Genomic DNA, 16,045 nt, shown 5'->3' on the forward strand with positions numbered 1-16,045 from the left:
AGGATGTCGTACGCCCGGAACTCCTGCGAACGCCGGTCGGAGCCGAGACGGTCGCGCAGTTGCGGGCACAATTGGCGTTGCCGGCCTCATTCCCGCGCTCCCACAGCTCTCGACCTTGCGCCACTAGGCCTATTCACCCGCCAGCCTCAACCTGGGCTTGGCGCCGCCTTCGAGGTCGCGCAGCCGGGCCTCTTCGCGCAGGATGTAGTCGCGGGTCATCGGCACCACGTTCTGACGCCTGGCGAGCTGGATCTGGAAGTTCATCATGTCCTGCTTTCGGAATGTCATCTCGCAAGCCGCCAGATAAAACTCCCACATCAGCGCGAAGCGCTCGTCATAGAGCTGCACGGCTTCCTCGCGCCGCGCCATGAAGCGCTCTCGCCAGGCCTTCAGCGTCTCGGCATAATGCAGGCGCAGGATCTCGATGTCACAGACCAGCAATCCTGCGCGCTCGATCGCCGGCAACACCTCCGACAGCGCGGGGATGTAGCCTCCGGGGAAGATGTATTTGGCGATCCAGGGATTAGTCGAATCCGGACCCTGCGACCGGCCGATCGCGTGCAACAACATGACGCCATCCTCGCTCAGGAGTTCGGCGCAGCGCCTGAAGTACGTCTCGTAGAACCTGACTCCGACATGTTCGAACATGCCGACCGAGACGATGCGGTCGAACGGCCCGTCGATGTCGCGATAGTCCTGGAGCAGGAACCGCGCCGACCGCGCCAGGCCCTTCTCGGCTGCGCGCGTGTTGGCGACCTGCAATTGTTCGGTCGATAGCGTGACGCCGGTGACGTCGGCGCCCGCGATCTCGGCGAGATAGAGGCCGAGTCCGCCCCAGCCCGAGCCGATGTCGAGCACGCGCCGGCCGTCCCTGACGAGGAGCTTTGCGGCAATGTGCCGCTTCTTGGCGAGCTGCGCATCGTCAAGCGAGGTCTCCGGCGTTTCGAAATAAGCGCAGCTGTATTGTCTATCGGCGTCCAGGAAAAGCGAATAGAGCCGGCCATCGAGATCGTAGTGATGCGCGACGTTGCTGCGGGAGCGCGAGCGCGGATTGAACTGCTTCAGATGCCGCGTCAGGTAGCGCAAGTGCCACCAGGGTTTTGCCCACTGCGGCAATAGGTCGGGTTGATCGAGCGTGATCGCGAGGGCATCAGCTATGGTGCCGCGCTCGACGACGAACTCGCCGTCCATAAAGGCCTCACCAAGCCCGAGTTCGGGATTGATGAGCACCTTGCGTTGAGCATCAGCGGTGACGAAGCGAACTTCGATCGGTGGTCCTGAGCCGTCGCCAACGGTGAACCTCGTTCCGCCTGCGGCCGTCACCGTCATCGACCCGCGGCGGATGAATTGAGCCAAGAATCTACGCAACAAGCGGTCCATCGATGCTCTTCCTCTCGGGCGAACCCGATAAGATGCGACTAACCCGGTCTTCACATTCCACGCCCAGGAACCGACATGGTTCCTATGCGTTTGCATGTAAATCTAAACGGCATCTTTGGGGTCTGCTATTGCGCTGTGTTCAAAGCCGATATTCGAAAATCGCGTAATCACTGCCATGCGCGCGGAGCCTGCTTCCATTCGCGGCCCAATCCGCTAAAAGGTGACCCGCCGCCGCGCCCCGATGCCGGCTGCACCTCTCGGAATTCAATGGAGATGATGGGAATGTCGAGCCGAGCGCTCAGCCTCGCGACGGTATTGCTTCTGATCGGCTTCGGCGCGACCGACTCCGTTCTTGCGCAGGCGACGAACCTCGAGGCCGGCAAGGCCCCATCCCAGCTCTTCGCGCAGACCTGTAGCGCCTGCCACAAGAGCCCAAGGGGTCTGTTGAAGACAGTAGCGCCAGGTTCGTTGTCCGGCTTCCTGCGTCAGCACTACACGACCAGCTCCGACATGGCCGGCGTGCTGGCCTCCTACCTCGTCTCCAACGGTGCCACCGACACCCGCTATCAGGCCAAGGACGGCAAAGACAAAAAGGACGGCGCCAAGGAGAAAGAAGCTAATACTAATCCCGCGCAGTTGCCTGAACATCCCGGCCGTCGCCCGCGCTCGCAAGAGGCCGCCAAGCCGGAGGGCGAGGGCGCTGCGCCCGCGCCTGAGGGGCGCCAGAAGCGCGCGGCGCGGCCGAGCGAGGAGGGCGTCAAGGAAGGCGCAAAGCCCGAAGGCCAGGTCAGCAACGAACAATCGCCCGAGGGCCGCAAGGCCAAGCGCCTGAGCAAGCGCGGCAAGCCGGAGACCGAGGATGCCGCTACGCCGTCAGCCGGCGACAAGAAGGGCGAGCCCAAGGTTGAACCCAAGGCTGAACCGAAGAGCAACAGCGCGAAGGTCGATTCCGAACGCGACGAGTCCAAGCCCGACAGCGGCAAGGTATCCGACGAGACATTCGACAAGCCCGCCGAAGCCAAGCCGGAAAGTGCCAAGATCGAGCCGAGCGGCAATGAGGCTCCGGCGCTAAGGCCCGATCAGGTGCCGGCCGTGACGCCGGCCCCCGCCGTGAAGCCGGCTGAGCCGGCTGCGCCGAAACCGACTGAAGCCGCGGCTCCCAAGCCGGCTGAGCCCGCCACGAGCGGCAACTCCGAACCGGCGGCCAAGCCGCAGGAGCCGGCGCCGCCTGCGACCGCTGCAGCTCCGTCCCCGGCGCCGGCCGAGTCCTCCGGCCCGCCGGCGCCGCCGATCTCGCGCTAAGCCTTCTGATCGACCACGGAGGTCGCGTCATCGCCGCCTCCGCATCGTCTTGACCGCTATTAGAGTATTACTCTAGAGTTATACTCTAGGAGATGCCGATGCCATCCGGTGTGCGTGACGATCTGTTGGCGGCGGGGCTTGCGGTGTTCGACCGGGTCGGGTTCGAAGGCGCGACGGTGGCCGCGATCCGCACCAAAGCGCGGACCTCCAACGGGAGCTTCTTCCATGTCTTCGGATCGAAGAAGGAGCTCGCGGGCGAGCTGTTCCTGGAGGTGCTACGGCACTATCACGCCGCGATGCTGGCCGCGCTCGATCCTCCGCCCGATGCCGGGCAGGGCATCGACCGCCTGATCCGTTCCCATCTCGATTGGGTCGTGTTGAGCCGGCGCGAGGCGCGGTATCTCTTCGAAATCTCGCGCGGCGAATGGAGTGAGGACGTCCGCGACGCCCAGCGCGCGCAGAACGCGCGCCTTGCCGAGGGCATCGAACGCTGGCGTGCGCCGCTGGTTGCGCGCGGCGAGCTTTTGCCGATGACGCCGGTGATGTTCGTCAGCCAGCTCATCGGCCCGGCGCAGGTATTTTGCCGTGCCTTCCTCTCGGGACGCGCCCGCGCCGATCCGCGCAGCGAGGCCGATACGCTGATCGCCTGCGCCGTCCGCGCGCTGCTGCCGCCCAAACGCATCAACACATAAGGAGTTGCGTTATGAACGAAGCCGACCCCGAATTCGCAGCCGTAGCCGAGCGCATCCACGCCAATGTCGGCCGCCAGGGCTTTATGAACCTGGTCGGCGCCGAGCTGTCGGAGCTGTCGCGCGACACCTGCACGATTGCGGTGGAACGCCGGCCGGAGCTGTTGCAGCAGCACGGCTTCTTCCATGGCGGCGTCACCGCCTTCCTGGTCGACAATGCAACGACGATCGCGGCCGCGACCTCGCGCGGGCAGCCGGCGCTGACGGCAGAATACAAGCTCAATTTGTTGTCGCCGGCGGTCGGCGAGAAGCTGATCTGCCGGGCAAGGGTAATCAAGCCGGGCCGTCAGGTCTCCGTGGTGGCGGCCGACGTGTTCTGCGTCCGTGACGGTGTCGAGAAGCATACGGCAACCGCGCTCGCCTCGATCGCGATGCTGGGCGAGGACGTCGCCGCCAAAACAAAAAGCCCGGCCGCTTGAGGCGGCCGGGCTTCGCTTCGAGCGTGGACGCGAGGCTTACTTCTCGGTCTCTTCTGCAGCCGGCGCCGATTCGCCCTGCTGCGCTTCCGGATCGAAGAACTCGCCGGCGGCCGCGATCGCTTCGGCGGCCGCATCGCGGTCCTCGTTGCGGGTCGAGATGTCCTCGCCGCGGTTGATGCGCTCGGCCTCGTCCTGGCTGCGCGCGACCGTCACGGTGACCTCGACCTCGACTTCGGGATGAATGGCGACGGTGATGGTGTGCCTGCCGATGGTCTTGATCGGCGCGTCGAGCTGCACCTGCGGGCGCTCAAGCGCAACGCCGTCGGCTTCGAAGGCCGTGACGACGTCGCGCACCGTGACCGAGCCGAACAGCTGGCCGGATTCCGAAGCCTGACGGATCACGATGATGTTCTTGCCCTGGATCTTCTCGGCGATCTTGGACGCCTCGCCCTTGGTCTCGAGGTTGCGGGTCTCGAGCTCGGCCTTCATGCCGTCGTACTTGGCGCGGTTGTCGGCGGTGGCGCGCAGCGCCTTGCCGCGCTTGAGCAGGAAATTGCGGCCATAACCGTCGCGAACCTTCACGACTTCGCCCATCTGGCCGAGCTTGTTGACGCGTTCCAGCAAAATGACTTCCATATTCGTTCTCCTTTGAAGTGCTCTGAGTTTCAGTTTTCGGGGTTGCAGTTAAGAGGTTGGCAGCGGCGGCGGCTGCTGCCGGCTGCGCAGAAAGCGTTCGCGGAAGCCGAACACGGCATCCGCGAGGCCCAGGATCACCATCGCGATTACCGGCCAGCCGAACACGACGACGACGGCGTAGGTCGAACCGAGCCAGAAAGTGCGGCTCTTCAGCGCGAGCGTCAACGTATGCAACACGGCAAAGCCGGTCAGCGCATAGGCCATCATCAACGCTGCCGCGGTGATCTGCGCGACGATCGCAAGCAGCCCGCCGGTGAAGCAAAAGGCGAGCGCGACGCAGAGCGCAACGAGGGTCATCGGCGGCAGTTCGGCCGTCATCAGATCCGGCCAGGGGCGGCGCAGCCGGCCCGACGTCGCCGTCACCTTGGCGCTGAGCCAGAGATTGAGGGTGAGCGTCATCATCGCGACGATGGTGGCGGCAGCCGGCGCGATGCGCACCAGCGCGTCGACGAACGGGCCGGCCTCGCCTGCGGCCTGCGGATCGGTGGCGCGGAGGATGCGCATCAAGCCGCGCCGCAGCGTGTCGATGATGCTGTCGGCGTCGGTGCCAAGCGTGAGCAGCGCCGCGATCGTCGTCAGCGTCGCGAAGCCCGCGATCCACAGCAGGATGCGTCCGACCGGATACCACTCGATCCCGGGCTCGACCGGCGGCTCGGTGGCGGCGGCAGGCGTGATACTCGCGGCCGGCCGGCTGAGCAGGGCGAGATGGCCGAGCCACCAGGCCGGTAGCGCGACGGTGACGGCGAAGGCGATGCAGTAGGGCACGCCGAACAGGGCGCCGAGGCCGATCGCAGCGCCGATGCCGCCGATGCTGGCGCAGAGCGGGCCCCAGCCAATCGAGGCGACCATCAGCGGCAGCGGTGCGAGATAGAACAGGACGAGCGAGATCAGCGCGCCCGATACGATCGAGGCGAACATTAGGGCCGACGCAGCGCCGGCGATCAGGGCTATCAGTCCAAAGGCCATCATCAGCTGTCCCGCTCCCTTCGAGCGGTTAGAGGCACTCGCCCCAACCATCGGCGCCCGGACGACCCGGAAGCCTTATGAATTCAGAAAGCGACGATCGGCGGCGCATCGCCGCCGATCGTATTGGTCGTCTTAGCGAATGACGTAGGGCAGCAGGCCCAGGAACCGCGCGCGCTTGATGGCGCGGGCGAGCTCACGCTGCTTTTTCGCGGACACCGCGGTGATGCGGCTCGGCACGATCTTGCCGCGCTCGGAGACGTAGCGCATCAACAGCTTGGAGTCCTTGTAGTCGATCTTCGGAGCATTCGCGCCCGTGAACGGGCAGCTCTTGCGGCGACGGAAAAACGGACGGCGTGCACCAGCTTCAGCCATTGATCTTACTCCGCGTCCGTCGTGGTGGTGGTGGTTTCAGCTTCGTCGCGCGGACGACGCGGGCCGCGATCACCGCGGAAGCCGCCGTCGCGATCACCACCGCGGAAACCGCCCTCGCGGTCGCCACGGAAGCCGCCTTCACGCTCGCCGCGGAAGCCGCCGCCACGATCATCACGCTCGCGATCGCGATCGGCCTTGCGCATCATCGCGGACGGGCCTTCCTCCAGCTCTTCGACGCGGACGCTGAGATAGCGGATCACGTCCTCGCTGATGCGCTCCTGGCGCTCGACCTCGGCGATCGCCGCGGATGGCGCGTCGATGTTGAGCAGCACGAAGTGCGCCTTGCGGTTCTTGTTCATGCGGTAGGTGAGGGAGCGTACGCCCCAATTCTCGGTCTTGGTGATCTTGCCGCCGAGACCTTCGACAATGCCGGTCATCTGTGCGGTCAGCTCTTCGACCTGCTGCGTGCTCGCGTCCTGACGCGCGAGAAAAACATGCTCATAAAGAGGCATGGGTGTCCTTTCCTCATGTTGGCGCATCGCCCGGCGTCAAGCCCTTAAGAGACCTTCGGAAAGGACTCTGGGATTAAGCTCAGAAGGCGGAAACACGGGACGACGGGCCGACTGGCCCTGCCACACCAAAATCACGAGTGACTTGCTGAGGCCGTCCGTTCAGCTCCCGGCCGGGGTCTGCGGATGGCGCGCTTATACGGATTTTGGCTGACTTGGCAAGGTTGCAGGGCCAAATTTGAGCCCGAATGGTCGGAATGCGGGCCCATCAGAGCCGAAGCGCTTGATTTATTTGTTTGTATATCATACAAATAAATCAAGGGAGGAGCATGATGGCGAAAAGATCCGTCCATGCGCCATTTGAGGCGACGGCAGGCGACCCCAGGCATGCCGCGCGTGCCACGCGCTCAGCCGGCCGCAAGACACGTTCGCTGCTGCTAGATGCGGCGAGCCCACTGTTCAAGGAACGGGGGGTGTCCGGCGCCTCGATCGCCGACATCGCGACCGCCGCCAACGCATTCCCTAGCCAGATTACCTATTACTTCCGCAGCAAGGAGGCGCTGTTCGTTGAATGCGCCTGCCGCGATCTGCTGTATCTGGCGCGCGCGACCGAGCAGGCGGCGTTGAAGGCGCGCTCGCCGCAGGAGTATACCCACGCTCTTGCCGAGACGGTGACGGCGAGCGATTCGGTCGCCTTCTTCGCCGAGGCGCTGACGCTGACACGGCGGCGCCCGGATCTGGCGCCGTTGGTCGAGCGCACCATCGAACGCCTGCACGCCGAAGGCGCGCGGGCCTATGCGAGCCAGGTCGCGCGGCATGGCTGGCGCTCCTTGCGCGCCCCCGACGAGAGTTCTCGTAGGTTCTGGGCCGTCGCCATCGGCGTCATCCTCGAAGGCTGCGCCATGGGCCGTTCGCCGGACGAACTATGCGCAGAGATGCTGCGCGTGCTCGGCGAGCAGGCCAAATTCACCAGCGACGCCGCGCGCCTGCGCCTCGTCGACGACCGCGACGCTTCAACCATTGCGGATGGGGAGAGTTAGGCCATGACGGCACTTCGCATGCGTGCCCGCGATTTCCTGACCGACGATCAACTCGTCGACGTGCGTCAGCGCGTGACCTGGAAGGGCGTGGCGCTGATCGCGCACGCCTGGGCGCTGATCATCGGTGCAATTGCGCTGGTCGCGTGGTGGCCCAATCCGCTCACCTACATTTTTGCCGTTGCCGTCATCGGCTCGCGGCAGCTCGGGCTTGTGATCCTCATGCATGACGGCGCACATGGATGCCTGTCGGCCGACGAGAAGACCAACCTGACGCTGAGCCAGTGGTTCTGCGCCTATCCGATCTTCGCGGAGACACGCGCCTATCGCCGCTATCATTTGCAGCATCACGCGCGTACGCAGCAGGAGGACGATCCCGACCTCGTGCTGTCGGCGCCGTTTCCGATTACCAGGCTGAGCTACCGCCGCAAGTTCATGCGCGACATCACCGGGCAGACCGGCTACCAGCAGCGTAAGGCGCAACTGCTCAACGCGCTCGGGCCGAAGGACTGGCCGTGGCGGCAGCGTGCCGCGCATTTCTGGGAGAAGCTGGGTCCGCAATGCATCGTCAATGCCGTGATGTTCGGGGCATTGGCGGCGGCCGGCGTCTGGTGGGCCTATCCGCTGCTATGGCTGGTGCCGCTTCTGACCTGGATGATGGTTATCACCCGTGTCCGCAACATCGCCGAGCACGCCGTCGTCCCCGATAGCCACGATCCCCTGCGCAACACCCGCACCACCCACGCCAATTTTCTCGAGCGCCTGTTCATCGCGCCTTACTACGTGAACTATCACCTCGAGCATCACCTGCTGTTCTACGTGCCCTGCTACAATCTGCCGAACGTTCATCGCCTGCTCAGCGAGAGCCGGCACGCCGGCCGCATGGAGGTGCAGCGGAGCTACGCCGCGGTGCTGCGGCTTGCCACCGCAAAGCCGGACCGCGACGACCGGCCGGGCCAATTGGCGAGCAGTGCGCGCCGCGCGCGGGAGGGTGCCGAGGTCGGTGCGGATCAGAAGGCGGGCGGTTTCTAGCAGGCGAGCGCCGCAGCTTTCGGCGCAGCGAGGAAAGGTATCGCTTCGGGGACGAGGGTGACCGGCTCGGCCATGCCGCTGTGGATCACGAAAGCGCCTTTGCCGCGGCGCTTGGCTTCGTACATCGCGCGATCGGCGGCGCTCAGCAGCTCATCGCCGGTCATCCCGTCACGCGGCGCCGAGGCGAGGCCGACGCTGGCGCCGACCCGGACCGCAGGCGCAAAGTCGAATGGCTCCGCAACACGCGTGATGATCCGCCGGGCGACCGCGGCAGCTTCGTCGTCCGTGATGTCGGGCAGCAGAATGACGAACTCGTCGCCACCGATGCGGCACACGACATCGGCGTCGCGCACGCTGGCACACAGGCGCTTCGCCACGGCAACGAGAACGGCGTCGCCCGCTGCATGTCCAAATCTGTCATTGACGCCCTTGAAGCCGTCGAGATCGACGCAGAACACCGTGAGCTTCGAGGTGGCCGACGCCGCATCCGGCCATGAGCCGTCGAGCATCTCCGCAAAAAGTTTCTGGTTGAGGGCGCGATTGGGAAGGCCGGTGAGCAGGTCGTGATGCGCCATCAGGCGGTTGTTGCGCTCGGAATGATGGAGGTCGAGCAGGATCTTATGGTTCTCGAGCAGCAGGAAAATCATCCCGGCGGTGTAGACCGGCGTTTGCAACCCGATAATGAACAGGAACGGGACCGGCGACAGGATCGTCGCCACCGCGAAGGGAAGCGTCAGAATACAAATCAGAAGGATGCCGTAGCGTGGCGTTCCGGCGTTCCTCGAGGCGATGCCGCCGACCAGATTCGCAAGCCCGATGCCGGCCATCAGGACCAGCGACATGACGCCCGATGCGACGCATTGATAGCAGCCGGCGGAAATCAGGATGACCGATGCCAGGCCCGCCCAGATCGGCGAAACGTTCACAGGCGCCCGCCGGTTTGCTTTCGCCCGTGCGAGGGCCTTCATCATCAGAAAAATGCGTGTGCTGCCGAGAGCCAGCTCTGCCAGCACCCAGGCATAGGCCCATGTGGCGCCGGTCAGTGCGGCGGCCAGCGATGCGATCAACAGCGATGCTAGCACGGCTACCACCAACGTCCTCGTCTTGTTGGTCCGCTGCTGGAGCAATTCGTTTTGGATGTCGTCGGGCTGTGGACGCGGGCCGGCGAGCAGCCAGTCGACGCAACCCTGCAGATGAAGCCACGGCCGCGCCGGTTGCCCGGCAGAAGCGGAAGCGCTCAATGTCTGTGGGACCATGGTTGCCATGGCGGCAACCTAGGTCAGCGGCATTTAAGGCGGTTTAAGTGCTGCGGCGAAGTTCCCGATAGCGTAAACGCTTTGCCAGCGGGCTGCCCGCGCCAAGCCCGGTTGGTGCACGGCAGCGGGTGGCTTTGGGGGCGCGAAGCCCGGTCGAAAGCGCCATCGCGGCTTGACAGCGCGCCCCCGGTCGTTGTCTACGGCCCCCTTTGGGGCATGATCGGAACCAAGGCTCGGGCTGGACGTAGTCGGCTGCCGGTTCTCGAAGAAAACTGCTCAAGCGATCCAGGGGGCGCCCGATGACGGCAGCATTCACATTTCCGGGGCAGGGGTCCCAGGCGGTCGGCATGGGCAAGGCCTTGGCCGACGCCTTTCCCGCGGCGCGCGCCGTGTTCGACGAGGTCGATTCCGCGCTTGGGGAGAAGCTGACGGCGACCATCTGGGATGGTCCGGCCGAAACCCTTCAGCTCACCGAGAACGCCCAGCCGGCGCTGATGGCGGTGTCCGTCGCCACTCTGCGCGTGCTCGAGAGCGAGGCTGGTTTTTCCGTGGCGCGGGACGCAGCCTTCGTTGCCGGCCATTCCCTCGGCGAATATTCAGCCCTGGCTGCTGCCGGCAGCCTGACGATTTCCGACACCGCACGGCTGCTTCGCACCCGCGGTCTCGCAATGCAAAAAGCCGTGCCGGTCGGCGCCGGCGCGATGGCCGCGCTGCTCGGCCTCGACTACGAGGCCGCCATCGAAGTCGCCAACGAGGCGGCGCAAGGCCAGGTCTGCCAGGCCGCCAATGACAATGGCGGCGGGCAGGTGGTCGTCTCCGGCGACAAGGCGGCGGTCGATCGCGCCGTCGAGATCGCCAAGGTCAAGGGCGCCAAGCGCGCGATGCTGCTGCCGGTGTCCGCGCCGTTCCATTGCAAGCTGATGCAGCCGGCCGCGGACGCCATGGCGGAGGCGCTGTCCAAGGTCACGATCAAGGCGCCGGCGGTGCCGCTGGTGTCGAACGTGCTGGCGAGCGCCATCACCGACCCCGATGAGATCCGTCGACGCCTGGTCGAGCAGGTCACCGGCACGGTGCGCTGGCGCGAATCGGTTGCCTATATGGCAGGGCAGGGCGTCACCCGCTTCTTCGAGATCGGCGCAGGAAAGGTGCTGACCGGTCTCGTCAAGCGCATCGCAGACGGTGCCGTCGGCGTCGCGGTCGGCGGACCGAACGACATTGCCGCTGCCAAGGAAGCGTCGGCCGCTGCGAAGCAGGCCTAGAGGAGTTATCAATGTTCGATCTGACTGGCAGGAAGGCGCTCGTCACCGGCGCGACCGGCGGCATCGGCGGCGCAATCGCGCAGGCGCTGCACGCGCAGGGCGCCACGGTTGCGATTTCGGGAACGCGGAAGGAAGTGCTGGACGAGCTTGCGAGCAAGCTCGGCGAGCGCGCCCTCGTGCTGCCCTGCAATCTCTCCAAGGCCGACGAGGTCGAGGCGCTGGTGCCCGCCGCGGAAGCGGCGATGGGGCAGGTCGACATCCTCGTCGCCAATGCCGGCATCACCCGCGACAATCTCTTCGTCCAGCTCCGCGACGAGGACTGGGAGGAGGTCATCAACGTCAATCTGACCTCGACCTTCCGTCTGGCGCGCGCCGCCACCAAATTGATGATGCGCAAGCGCTTCGGCCGCATCATCGCCATTACCTCGGTGGTCGGCGTCACAGGCAACCCCGGGCAGGGCAATTACACCGCGTCGAAGGCCGGCCTGATCGGCATGATCAAGACGCTCGGCGCTGAATACGCCAAGCGCGGCGTGACCGCGAACTGCATTGCGCCGGGCTTCATCAAGACGCCGATGACGGATGCGCTCAACGACAAGCAGCGCGAAACGATTCTGACCAAGGTTCCGGCCGCCCGCCTGGGCACTCCCGAGGACATTGCGGCAGCCGCCGTCTACCTCAGTTCGAACGAAGCAGCCTACGTCACAGGGCAAACTATCCACGTCAACGGTGGCATGGCCATGATCTAAGCCCGTCGTTCCGCACCGCCCACACCGGCGGCGCGAGATGCGGCAAACGGCCGTTTCCGGAGCGAAATGAGGCTTGTAGTCAAGGCAGTTGAAGTATGATAACCGGACCTTCAACGGATAGGCAAAGAACGCCATTGCAGGTTTTTGAAACCCTGTATATTGGCGATGCGGAGCCTTGGCCGTCGTTCGCCGGGCCTGCATCGGTTAGGATGGGGCCAAATCAAAGTTCGTAAGCGAAGGCAGTCAACGACCACGCGGCTCGTATCGTCCCGGGGGGTCGGGTCTACAGGGAACAACACGAGGTTAAGCAATGAGTGACATTGGCGAGCGGGTTAAGAAGATCGTGGTCGAACACCTTGGTGTTGAGCCCGAGAAGGTTGTCGACGCTGCGAGCTTCATCGACGACCTCGGCGCCGACAGTCTGGACACCGTCGAGCTGGTGATGGCGTTCGAAGAAGAATTCGGGTGCGAGATTCCGGACGACGCCGCGGAGACGATTCTCACCGTCGGCGACGCCACGAAGTTTCTCGAGAAGAACGCGAAGAGCTAAGCTCTTCATTTCGCGGGGACAACATTGAAACCGGACGGGCCGCTTCCCAGCGGTCAGCCGGTTTCTTGTTATCGGCCGTGAATCTTTCGAAGCGGAGTTTTCGGATATGAGGCGGGTTGTCGTCACGGGCCTCGGCATGGTGTCGCCACTCAGCTGTGGCGTCGAGCCGACCTGGAAGCGCATCCTCAACGGCGAAAGCGGTGCACGCAAGATCGAGAGCTTCGATGTCTCCGATCTTCAGACCAGGATCGCCTGCACCGTGGTGCGCGGTGACGGATCTAACGACAGCTTCAATCCCGATATCTGGATGGAGCCGAAGGACCAGCGCAAGGTCGATGACTTCATCATCTTCGGCATGGCCGCAGCGGGCCAGGCGCTCGACGATGCCAACTGGCATCCCGAGACCGAAGAGGACAAATGCGCGACCGGCACCATGATCGGGTCCGGCATCGGCGGCCTCAATGGCATCGCCGACACTGCGGTCCTGTTGAAGGAACGCGGGCCGCGCCGGGTGTCTCCTTTCTTCATTCCAGGCCGCCTGATCAATCTCGCCTCCGGCTATGTCTCGATCAAGCATGGGCTGAAGGGGCCGAACCATTCGGTGGTCACGGCCTGCTCGACCGGCGCACATGCGGTCGGCGACGCCGCCCGCCTGATTGCGCTGGGTGACGCCGACGTCATGGTCGCCGGCGGCGCGGAATCCCCAATCGGTCGCATCGGCATTGCCGGCTTCAATGCCGCACGCGCGCTGTCGACCGGATTCAACGAGACGCCCGAGAAGGCCTCGCGTCCTTACGACAAGGACCGCGACGGCTTTGTCATGGGTGAAGGTGCCGGTGTCCTGGTCCTCGAAGAGTTCGAGCACGCCAAACGCCGCGGCGCCAAGATCTACGCTGAGGTGATCGGCTACGGCCTCTCCGGCGATGCCTATCACATTACCTCACCAGCGCCCGACGGCGACGGCGGCTTCCGTAGCATGGCGGCCGCGCTGAAGCGCGCCGGCCTCTCGCCATCCGATCTCGACTACATCAACGCGCACGGCACCTCGACACCGCTCGGTGACGAAATCGAGCTCGGTGCGGTGGAGCGCCTGCTCGGCAATGCCGCCTCCAAGGTCGCGATGTCCTCGACCAAATCGTCGACCGGCCATCTTCTGGGCGCGGCCGGCGCGATCGAGGCGATCTTCGCCATCCTCGCGATTCGAGATAATATCGTGCCGCCGACCATCAACCTGGACAATCCGTCGGTCGAAACTGCGATCGATCTCGTGCCGCACACGGCCAAGAAGCGCGAGATCAACGTCGTACTGTCGAATTCTTTCGGTTTCGGCGGTACCAATGCGTCGGTGATCTTCCGGCGTTTGGCCAGTTAGCTTGCGTTTGAGACGAATCCACCGTTTTGCCGTATTCGGCGATAGTCATACTCGTGGGCGCGTGCATTTGGCAGGACAAGCGATTGTCAGGCCGCGATTGAACCGGCAGGATTCAGGTTGTTTGGATGAGTGAAAGGCCGCCCATTTCGCCCCGGAGTCCGCGGGCAGCGCTCGAGCCCGAGCAGGTCCCGCCGCCGCCGAAGCGATCGGACCGGGCGCGCAATCCGTTCGTGATCGTTGGCAACGCCATCATCACCATCCTCTTGATCGCCATGGTCGGCGCCGGCGCCGTCTATTATTACGGCCGGCAGGTGCTTGAGGCAGCGGGTCCGCTCAAGGAAGACAAGATCGTCAACATCCCGCAGCGCGCGGGCAAGCGCGACATCGCCGAGACCCTGAACCGGGAAGGCGTGACCGACGTCAATCCGTGGGTGTTCATCGCCAGCGTGGCTGCGCTGAAGGCGAGCTCGGACCTGAAGCCTGGCGAGTACGCATTCCAGAAGAACGCCTCCTTGCGCGACGTCATCGCCACCATCGTCGAAGGCAAGGTGGTGCAGCACGCCGTCACTGTCCCGGAAGGCCTGACCTCCGAGCAGATCGTGGCGCGGCTGTCCGACAACGACATCTTCACCGGCAGCGTGCGTGAGCTGCCGCGCGAAGGCACTCTGCTGCCGGAGACCTACAAGTTCCCGCGCGGGACCCCGCGCGAGCAGGTAATCCAGCGCATGCAGCAAGCGCACAAGCGCGTGCTGGCCGAGATCTGGGAGCGCCGTAGTCAGGACATTCCGGTCAAGACTCCGGAGCAGCTCGTGACTCTGGCTTCGATCGTTGAGAAGGAGACCGGCAAGCCGGATGAGCGCAGCCGTGTTGCCGCCGTGTTCGTCAACCGCCTGAAGCAGAGGATCAAGCTGCAGTCCGATCCCACGATCATCTACGGCATCGTCGGCGGTAAGGGCACGCTCGGCCGCCCGATCAAGCGCAGTGAGATCACGCAGCCCTCGCCCTACAACACCTATGTGATCGAAGGCCTGCCGCCCGGGCCGATCTCCAATCCGGGCCGCGCCTCGCTCGAAGCCACCGCCAACCCGGCCCGCACCCGCGACCTCTTTTTCGTCGCCGACGGTAGCGGCGGGCATGCCTTCACCGAGACCTACGACGCGCACCAGAAGAATGTCGCCAAGCTGCGCGCGATGGAGAAGCAGATCCAGAACGACACGGTCGAGCCGGCCGACGATGCGCAGGCGCCGGCCGCCGCCGCGCCCGCCGCCGCCGATACGCCGACCGCGACCACGCCGGCGCGGCCCAACCAGCAGAAGAAGCCGCCGGCACGGCCCGCCAATCCCGCGCCGGCCCGGCAGGGCGCGGTGCAGCCTTCGCCGCCGGTGGTCCAACGCTAGAGGCTACGCAGACCTGCGGTCTCTGCGGATTCCACTTTCCTGCAAAATTGTCTTAAGATTCGCGTGCCTTGATGGCCTCGCGAATCTCATCTGTCCGGAGAAACTGACCCGATGGCGCTGTCGTCCATGACCGGCTTTGCCCGAAGCCACGGCGCTAGCGGGCCGTATACGTTCGAATGGGAATTGAAGTCGGTCAACGCCAAGGGCTTTGACCTGCGCGTGCGGCTGCCCCAGGGGTTCGAGGAGCTCGAGGCGCATGCCAAGAAGCGCGCCGGCGAGGTGCTGTCGCGCGGCACCGTCTACGCCAATCTCACGGTCAAGCGCACCAATGCCGCCGCCACGGTCCGCGTCAATGAGGACGTGCTCAACGCCGTCCTGAAGGCCGCCGCCGTGATCGCCGGCAAGGTCGACGCGGTGGCGCCGAGCGTCGACGGCCTGCTCGCCATCAAGGGCGTGATCGAGGTCGCCGAGCCCGACGGCGACGAGGAGGAGGACAAGGCCGCGCGAGCGGCGGCGGCCGAAGCCTTCGACAAGGCGCTCGCCGAACTCGTCGAGATGCGCAAGCGCGAGGGTACCTCGCTCGGGCAGATCCTGATCCAGCGGGTCGACGAGGTCGAGGCGCTCGCGAAAAAGGCCGAGGCCGCGCCCGGCCGCAAGCCCGAGGCGATCAAGGCCAGGCTCGCCGAGCAGATTGCCGCGCTGCTCGACACCTCAGACCGTTTCGATTCCGATCGCCTGATGCAGGAAGCGATCCTGATCGCGACCAGGGCCGACATCCGCGAGGAGCTCGACCGCATCGCCTCCCATATCGCGCAAGCGCGCGAACTGATCGGCAAGGGCGGCCCGGTCGGGCGCAAGCTCGATTTCCTGGCGCAGGAATTTCACCGCGAGGTCAACACCTGCTGCTCGAAGTCGAACGACATCGAGCTGACCAATACGGGGCTCGCCATGAAGAACGTGGTCGAGCAGTTCCGCGAGCAGGTCCAGAATCTGGAGTGAT

General features: G+C 65.0%; 17 protein-coding genes. 11 read left to right on the forward strand and 6 right to left on the reverse strand.

Going from position 1 to position 16,045, the window contains the following annotated elements; all coding sequences use genetic code 11:
* Positions 1-129: 129 nt before the first annotated feature.
* Positions 130-1,380, reverse strand: a complete 1,251-nt coding sequence (locus tag IVB18_RS22650) for a cyclopropane-fatty-acyl-phospholipid synthase family protein (RefSeq protein ID WP_247991161.1) — start codon at positions 1,378-1,380, stop codon at positions 130-132.
* Between the two features lie 282 nt (positions 1,381-1,662).
* Here IVB18_RS22650 and IVB18_RS22655 point away from each other — a divergent pair, with 282 nt between their 5' ends.
* The 3 genes from IVB18_RS22655 to IVB18_RS22665 all read left to right on the forward strand — a co-directional run bounded on the left by IVB18_RS22655 (position 1,663) and on the right by IVB18_RS22665 (position 3,850).
* On the forward strand, positions 1,663-2,682 hold the full coding sequence (locus tag IVB18_RS22655; protein WP_247991162.1) for a hypothetical protein: 1,020 nt from the start codon (positions 1,663-1,665) through the stop codon (positions 2,680-2,682).
* 98 nt (positions 2,683-2,780) lie between these two features.
* Positions 2,781-3,374 (forward strand): TetR/AcrR family transcriptional regulator, encoded by a 594-nt coding sequence (locus tag IVB18_RS22660; protein ID WP_247991163.1) that lies wholly within the window; start codon positions 2,781-2,783, stop codon positions 3,372-3,374.
* Between the two features lie 11 nt (positions 3,375-3,385).
* Positions 3,386-3,850 carry a PaaI family thioesterase gene (locus IVB18_RS22665; RefSeq protein WP_247991164.1) on the forward strand — a complete coding sequence of 155 codons (465 nt, stop codon included), beginning with the start codon at positions 3,386-3,388 and terminating at the stop codon, positions 3,848-3,850.
* Positions 3,851-3,886: 36 nt separating this feature from the next.
* Here IVB18_RS22665 and rplI read toward each other — a convergent pair whose 3' ends face one another.
* The 4 genes from rplI to rpsF all read right to left on the reverse strand — a co-directional run bounded on the left by rplI (position 3,887) and on the right by rpsF (position 6,396).
* The gene (gene rplI / locus IVB18_RS22670) at positions 3,887-4,486 is read right to left on the reverse strand and encodes a 50S ribosomal protein L9 (protein WP_247991165.1); all 600 of its coding nucleotides are present in this window, start codon (positions 4,484-4,486) and stop codon (positions 3,887-3,889) included.
* Between the two features lie 48 nt (positions 4,487-4,534).
* Complete coding sequence (locus tag IVB18_RS22675) at positions 4,535-5,515, reverse strand: hypothetical protein (RefSeq protein WP_247991166.1); 981 nt, start codon at positions 5,513-5,515, stop codon at positions 4,535-4,537.
* Between the two features lie 129 nt (positions 5,516-5,644).
* On the reverse strand, positions 5,645-5,884 hold the full coding sequence (gene rpsR, locus IVB18_RS22680) for a 30S ribosomal protein S18 (RefSeq protein WP_007592020.1): 240 nt from the start codon (positions 5,882-5,884) through the stop codon (positions 5,645-5,647).
* A gap of 5 nt (positions 5,885-5,889) precedes the next feature.
* Positions 5,890-6,396: a 30S ribosomal protein S6 gene (rpsF, locus tag IVB18_RS22685; protein WP_247991167.1), complete on the reverse strand. Its 507-nt coding sequence runs from the start codon at positions 6,394-6,396 to the stop codon at positions 5,890-5,892.
* A gap of 329 nt (positions 6,397-6,725) precedes the next feature.
* Here rpsF and IVB18_RS22690 point away from each other — a divergent pair, with 329 nt between their 5' ends.
* Together IVB18_RS22690 and IVB18_RS22695 are read left to right on the forward strand one after the other, a co-directional pair.
* Positions 6,726-7,433, forward strand: coding sequence for a TetR/AcrR family transcriptional regulator C-terminal domain-containing protein (locus IVB18_RS22690; RefSeq protein ID WP_247991168.1), 708 nt, complete (start codon positions 6,726-6,728; stop codon positions 7,431-7,433).
* A 3-nt stretch (positions 7,434-7,436) separates the two neighbouring features.
* On the forward strand, positions 7,437-8,462 hold the full coding sequence (locus IVB18_RS22695) for a fatty acid desaturase family protein (protein ID WP_247991169.1): 1,026 nt from the start codon (positions 7,437-7,439) through the stop codon (positions 8,460-8,462).
* Here the strand turns inward: IVB18_RS22695 and IVB18_RS22700 are convergent.
* Complete coding sequence (locus tag IVB18_RS22700) at positions 8,459-9,727, reverse strand: GGDEF domain-containing protein (RefSeq protein WP_247991170.1); 1,269 nt, start codon at positions 9,725-9,727, stop codon at positions 8,459-8,461. The genes IVB18_RS22695 and IVB18_RS22700 overlap by 4 nt on opposite strands.
* 290 nt (positions 9,728-10,017) lie before the next feature.
* On the opposite strand from IVB18_RS22700, the gene fabD reads away from it, so the two are divergent.
* The 6 genes from fabD (at position 10,018) to IVB18_RS22730 (ending at position 16,044) form a co-directional block, all read left to right on the forward strand.
* On the forward strand, positions 10,018-10,977 hold the full coding sequence (fabD, locus tag IVB18_RS22705; RefSeq protein WP_247991171.1) for an ACP S-malonyltransferase: 960 nt from the start codon (positions 10,018-10,020) through the stop codon (positions 10,975-10,977).
* 11 nt (positions 10,978-10,988) lie between these two features.
* On the forward strand, positions 10,989-11,726 hold the full coding sequence (fabG, locus tag IVB18_RS22710) for a 3-oxoacyl-[acyl-carrier-protein] reductase (RefSeq protein ID WP_247991172.1): 738 nt from the start codon (positions 10,989-10,991) through the stop codon (positions 11,724-11,726).
* A 310-nt stretch (positions 11,727-12,036) separates the two neighbouring features.
* On the forward strand, positions 12,037-12,276 hold the full coding sequence (locus IVB18_RS22715; RefSeq protein ID WP_008130699.1) for an acyl carrier protein: 240 nt from the start codon (positions 12,037-12,039) through the stop codon (positions 12,274-12,276).
* Positions 12,277-12,382: 106 nt separating this feature from the next.
* A complete protein-coding gene (fabF, locus tag IVB18_RS22720; protein ID WP_247991173.1) occupies positions 12,383-13,648 on the forward strand; it encodes a beta-ketoacyl-ACP synthase II in 1,266 nt (421 codons plus the stop codon).
* A gap of 125 nt (positions 13,649-13,773) precedes the next feature.
* Positions 13,774-15,045: an endolytic transglycosylase MltG gene (gene mltG, locus IVB18_RS22725; protein WP_247991174.1), complete on the forward strand. Its 1,272-nt coding sequence runs from the start codon at positions 13,774-13,776 to the stop codon at positions 15,043-15,045.
* Between the two features lie 111 nt (positions 15,046-15,156).
* Positions 15,157-16,044 carry a YicC/YloC family endoribonuclease gene (locus IVB18_RS22730; RefSeq protein ID WP_247991175.1) on the forward strand — a complete coding sequence of 296 codons (888 nt, stop codon included), beginning with the start codon at positions 15,157-15,159 and terminating at the stop codon, positions 16,042-16,044.
* The last annotated feature ends 1 nt before the right edge of the window (position 16,045 follow it).

This window comes from Bradyrhizobium sp. 186, assembly GCF_023101685.1.
In the GTDB taxonomy this organism is placed as follows: Bacteria; Pseudomonadota; Alphaproteobacteria; order Rhizobiales; family Xanthobacteraceae; genus Bradyrhizobium.

Bases quoted from the DNA above. Each gene is read 5' to 3' on its own strand.
- IVB18_RS22650 (WP_247991161.1), bottom strand. From the start codon at position 1,380: ATGGACCGCTTGTTGCGTAGATTCTTGGCTCAATTCATCCGCCGCGGG.
- IVB18_RS22655 (WP_247991162.1), top strand. From the start codon at position 1,663: ATGTCGAGCCGAGCGCTCAGCCTCGCGACGGTATTGCTTCTGATCGGC.
- IVB18_RS22660 (WP_247991163.1), top strand. From the start codon at position 2,781: ATGCCATCCGGTGTGCGTGACGATCTGTTGGCGGCGGGGCTTGCGGTG.
- IVB18_RS22665 (WP_247991164.1), top strand. From the start codon at position 3,386: ATGAACGAAGCCGACCCCGAATTCGCAGCCGTAGCCGAGCGCATCCAC.
- rplI (WP_247991165.1), bottom strand. From the start codon at position 4,486: ATGGAAGTCATTTTGCTGGAACGCGTCAACAAGCTCGGCCAGATGGGC.
- IVB18_RS22675 (WP_247991166.1), bottom strand. From the start codon at position 5,515: ATGATGGCCTTTGGACTGATAGCCCTGATCGCCGGCGCTGCGTCGGCC.
- rpsR (WP_007592020.1), bottom strand. From the start codon at position 5,884: ATGGCTGAAGCTGGTGCACGCCGTCCGTTTTTCCGTCGCCGCAAGAGC.
- rpsF (WP_247991167.1), bottom strand. From the start codon at position 6,396: ATGCCTCTTTATGAGCATGTTTTTCTCGCGCGTCAGGACGCGAGCACG.
- IVB18_RS22690 (WP_247991168.1), top strand. From the start codon at position 6,726: ATGGCGAAAAGATCCGTCCATGCGCCATTTGAGGCGACGGCAGGCGAC.
- IVB18_RS22695 (WP_247991169.1), top strand. From the start codon at position 7,437: ATGACGGCACTTCGCATGCGTGCCCGCGATTTCCTGACCGACGATCAA.
- IVB18_RS22700 (WP_247991170.1), bottom strand. From the start codon at position 9,727: ATGGCAACCATGGTCCCACAGACATTGAGCGCTTCCGCTTCTGCCGGG.
- fabD (WP_247991171.1), top strand. From the start codon at position 10,018: ATGACGGCAGCATTCACATTTCCGGGGCAGGGGTCCCAGGCGGTCGGC.
- fabG (WP_247991172.1), top strand. From the start codon at position 10,989: ATGTTCGATCTGACTGGCAGGAAGGCGCTCGTCACCGGCGCGACCGGC.
- IVB18_RS22715 (WP_008130699.1), top strand. From the start codon at position 12,037: ATGAGTGACATTGGCGAGCGGGTTAAGAAGATCGTGGTCGAACACCTT.
- fabF (WP_247991173.1), top strand. From the start codon at position 12,383: ATGAGGCGGGTTGTCGTCACGGGCCTCGGCATGGTGTCGCCACTCAGC.
- mltG (WP_247991174.1), top strand. From the start codon at position 13,774: ATGAGTGAAAGGCCGCCCATTTCGCCCCGGAGTCCGCGGGCAGCGCTC.
- IVB18_RS22730 (WP_247991175.1), top strand. From the start codon at position 15,157: ATGGCGCTGTCGTCCATGACCGGCTTTGCCCGAAGCCACGGCGCTAGC.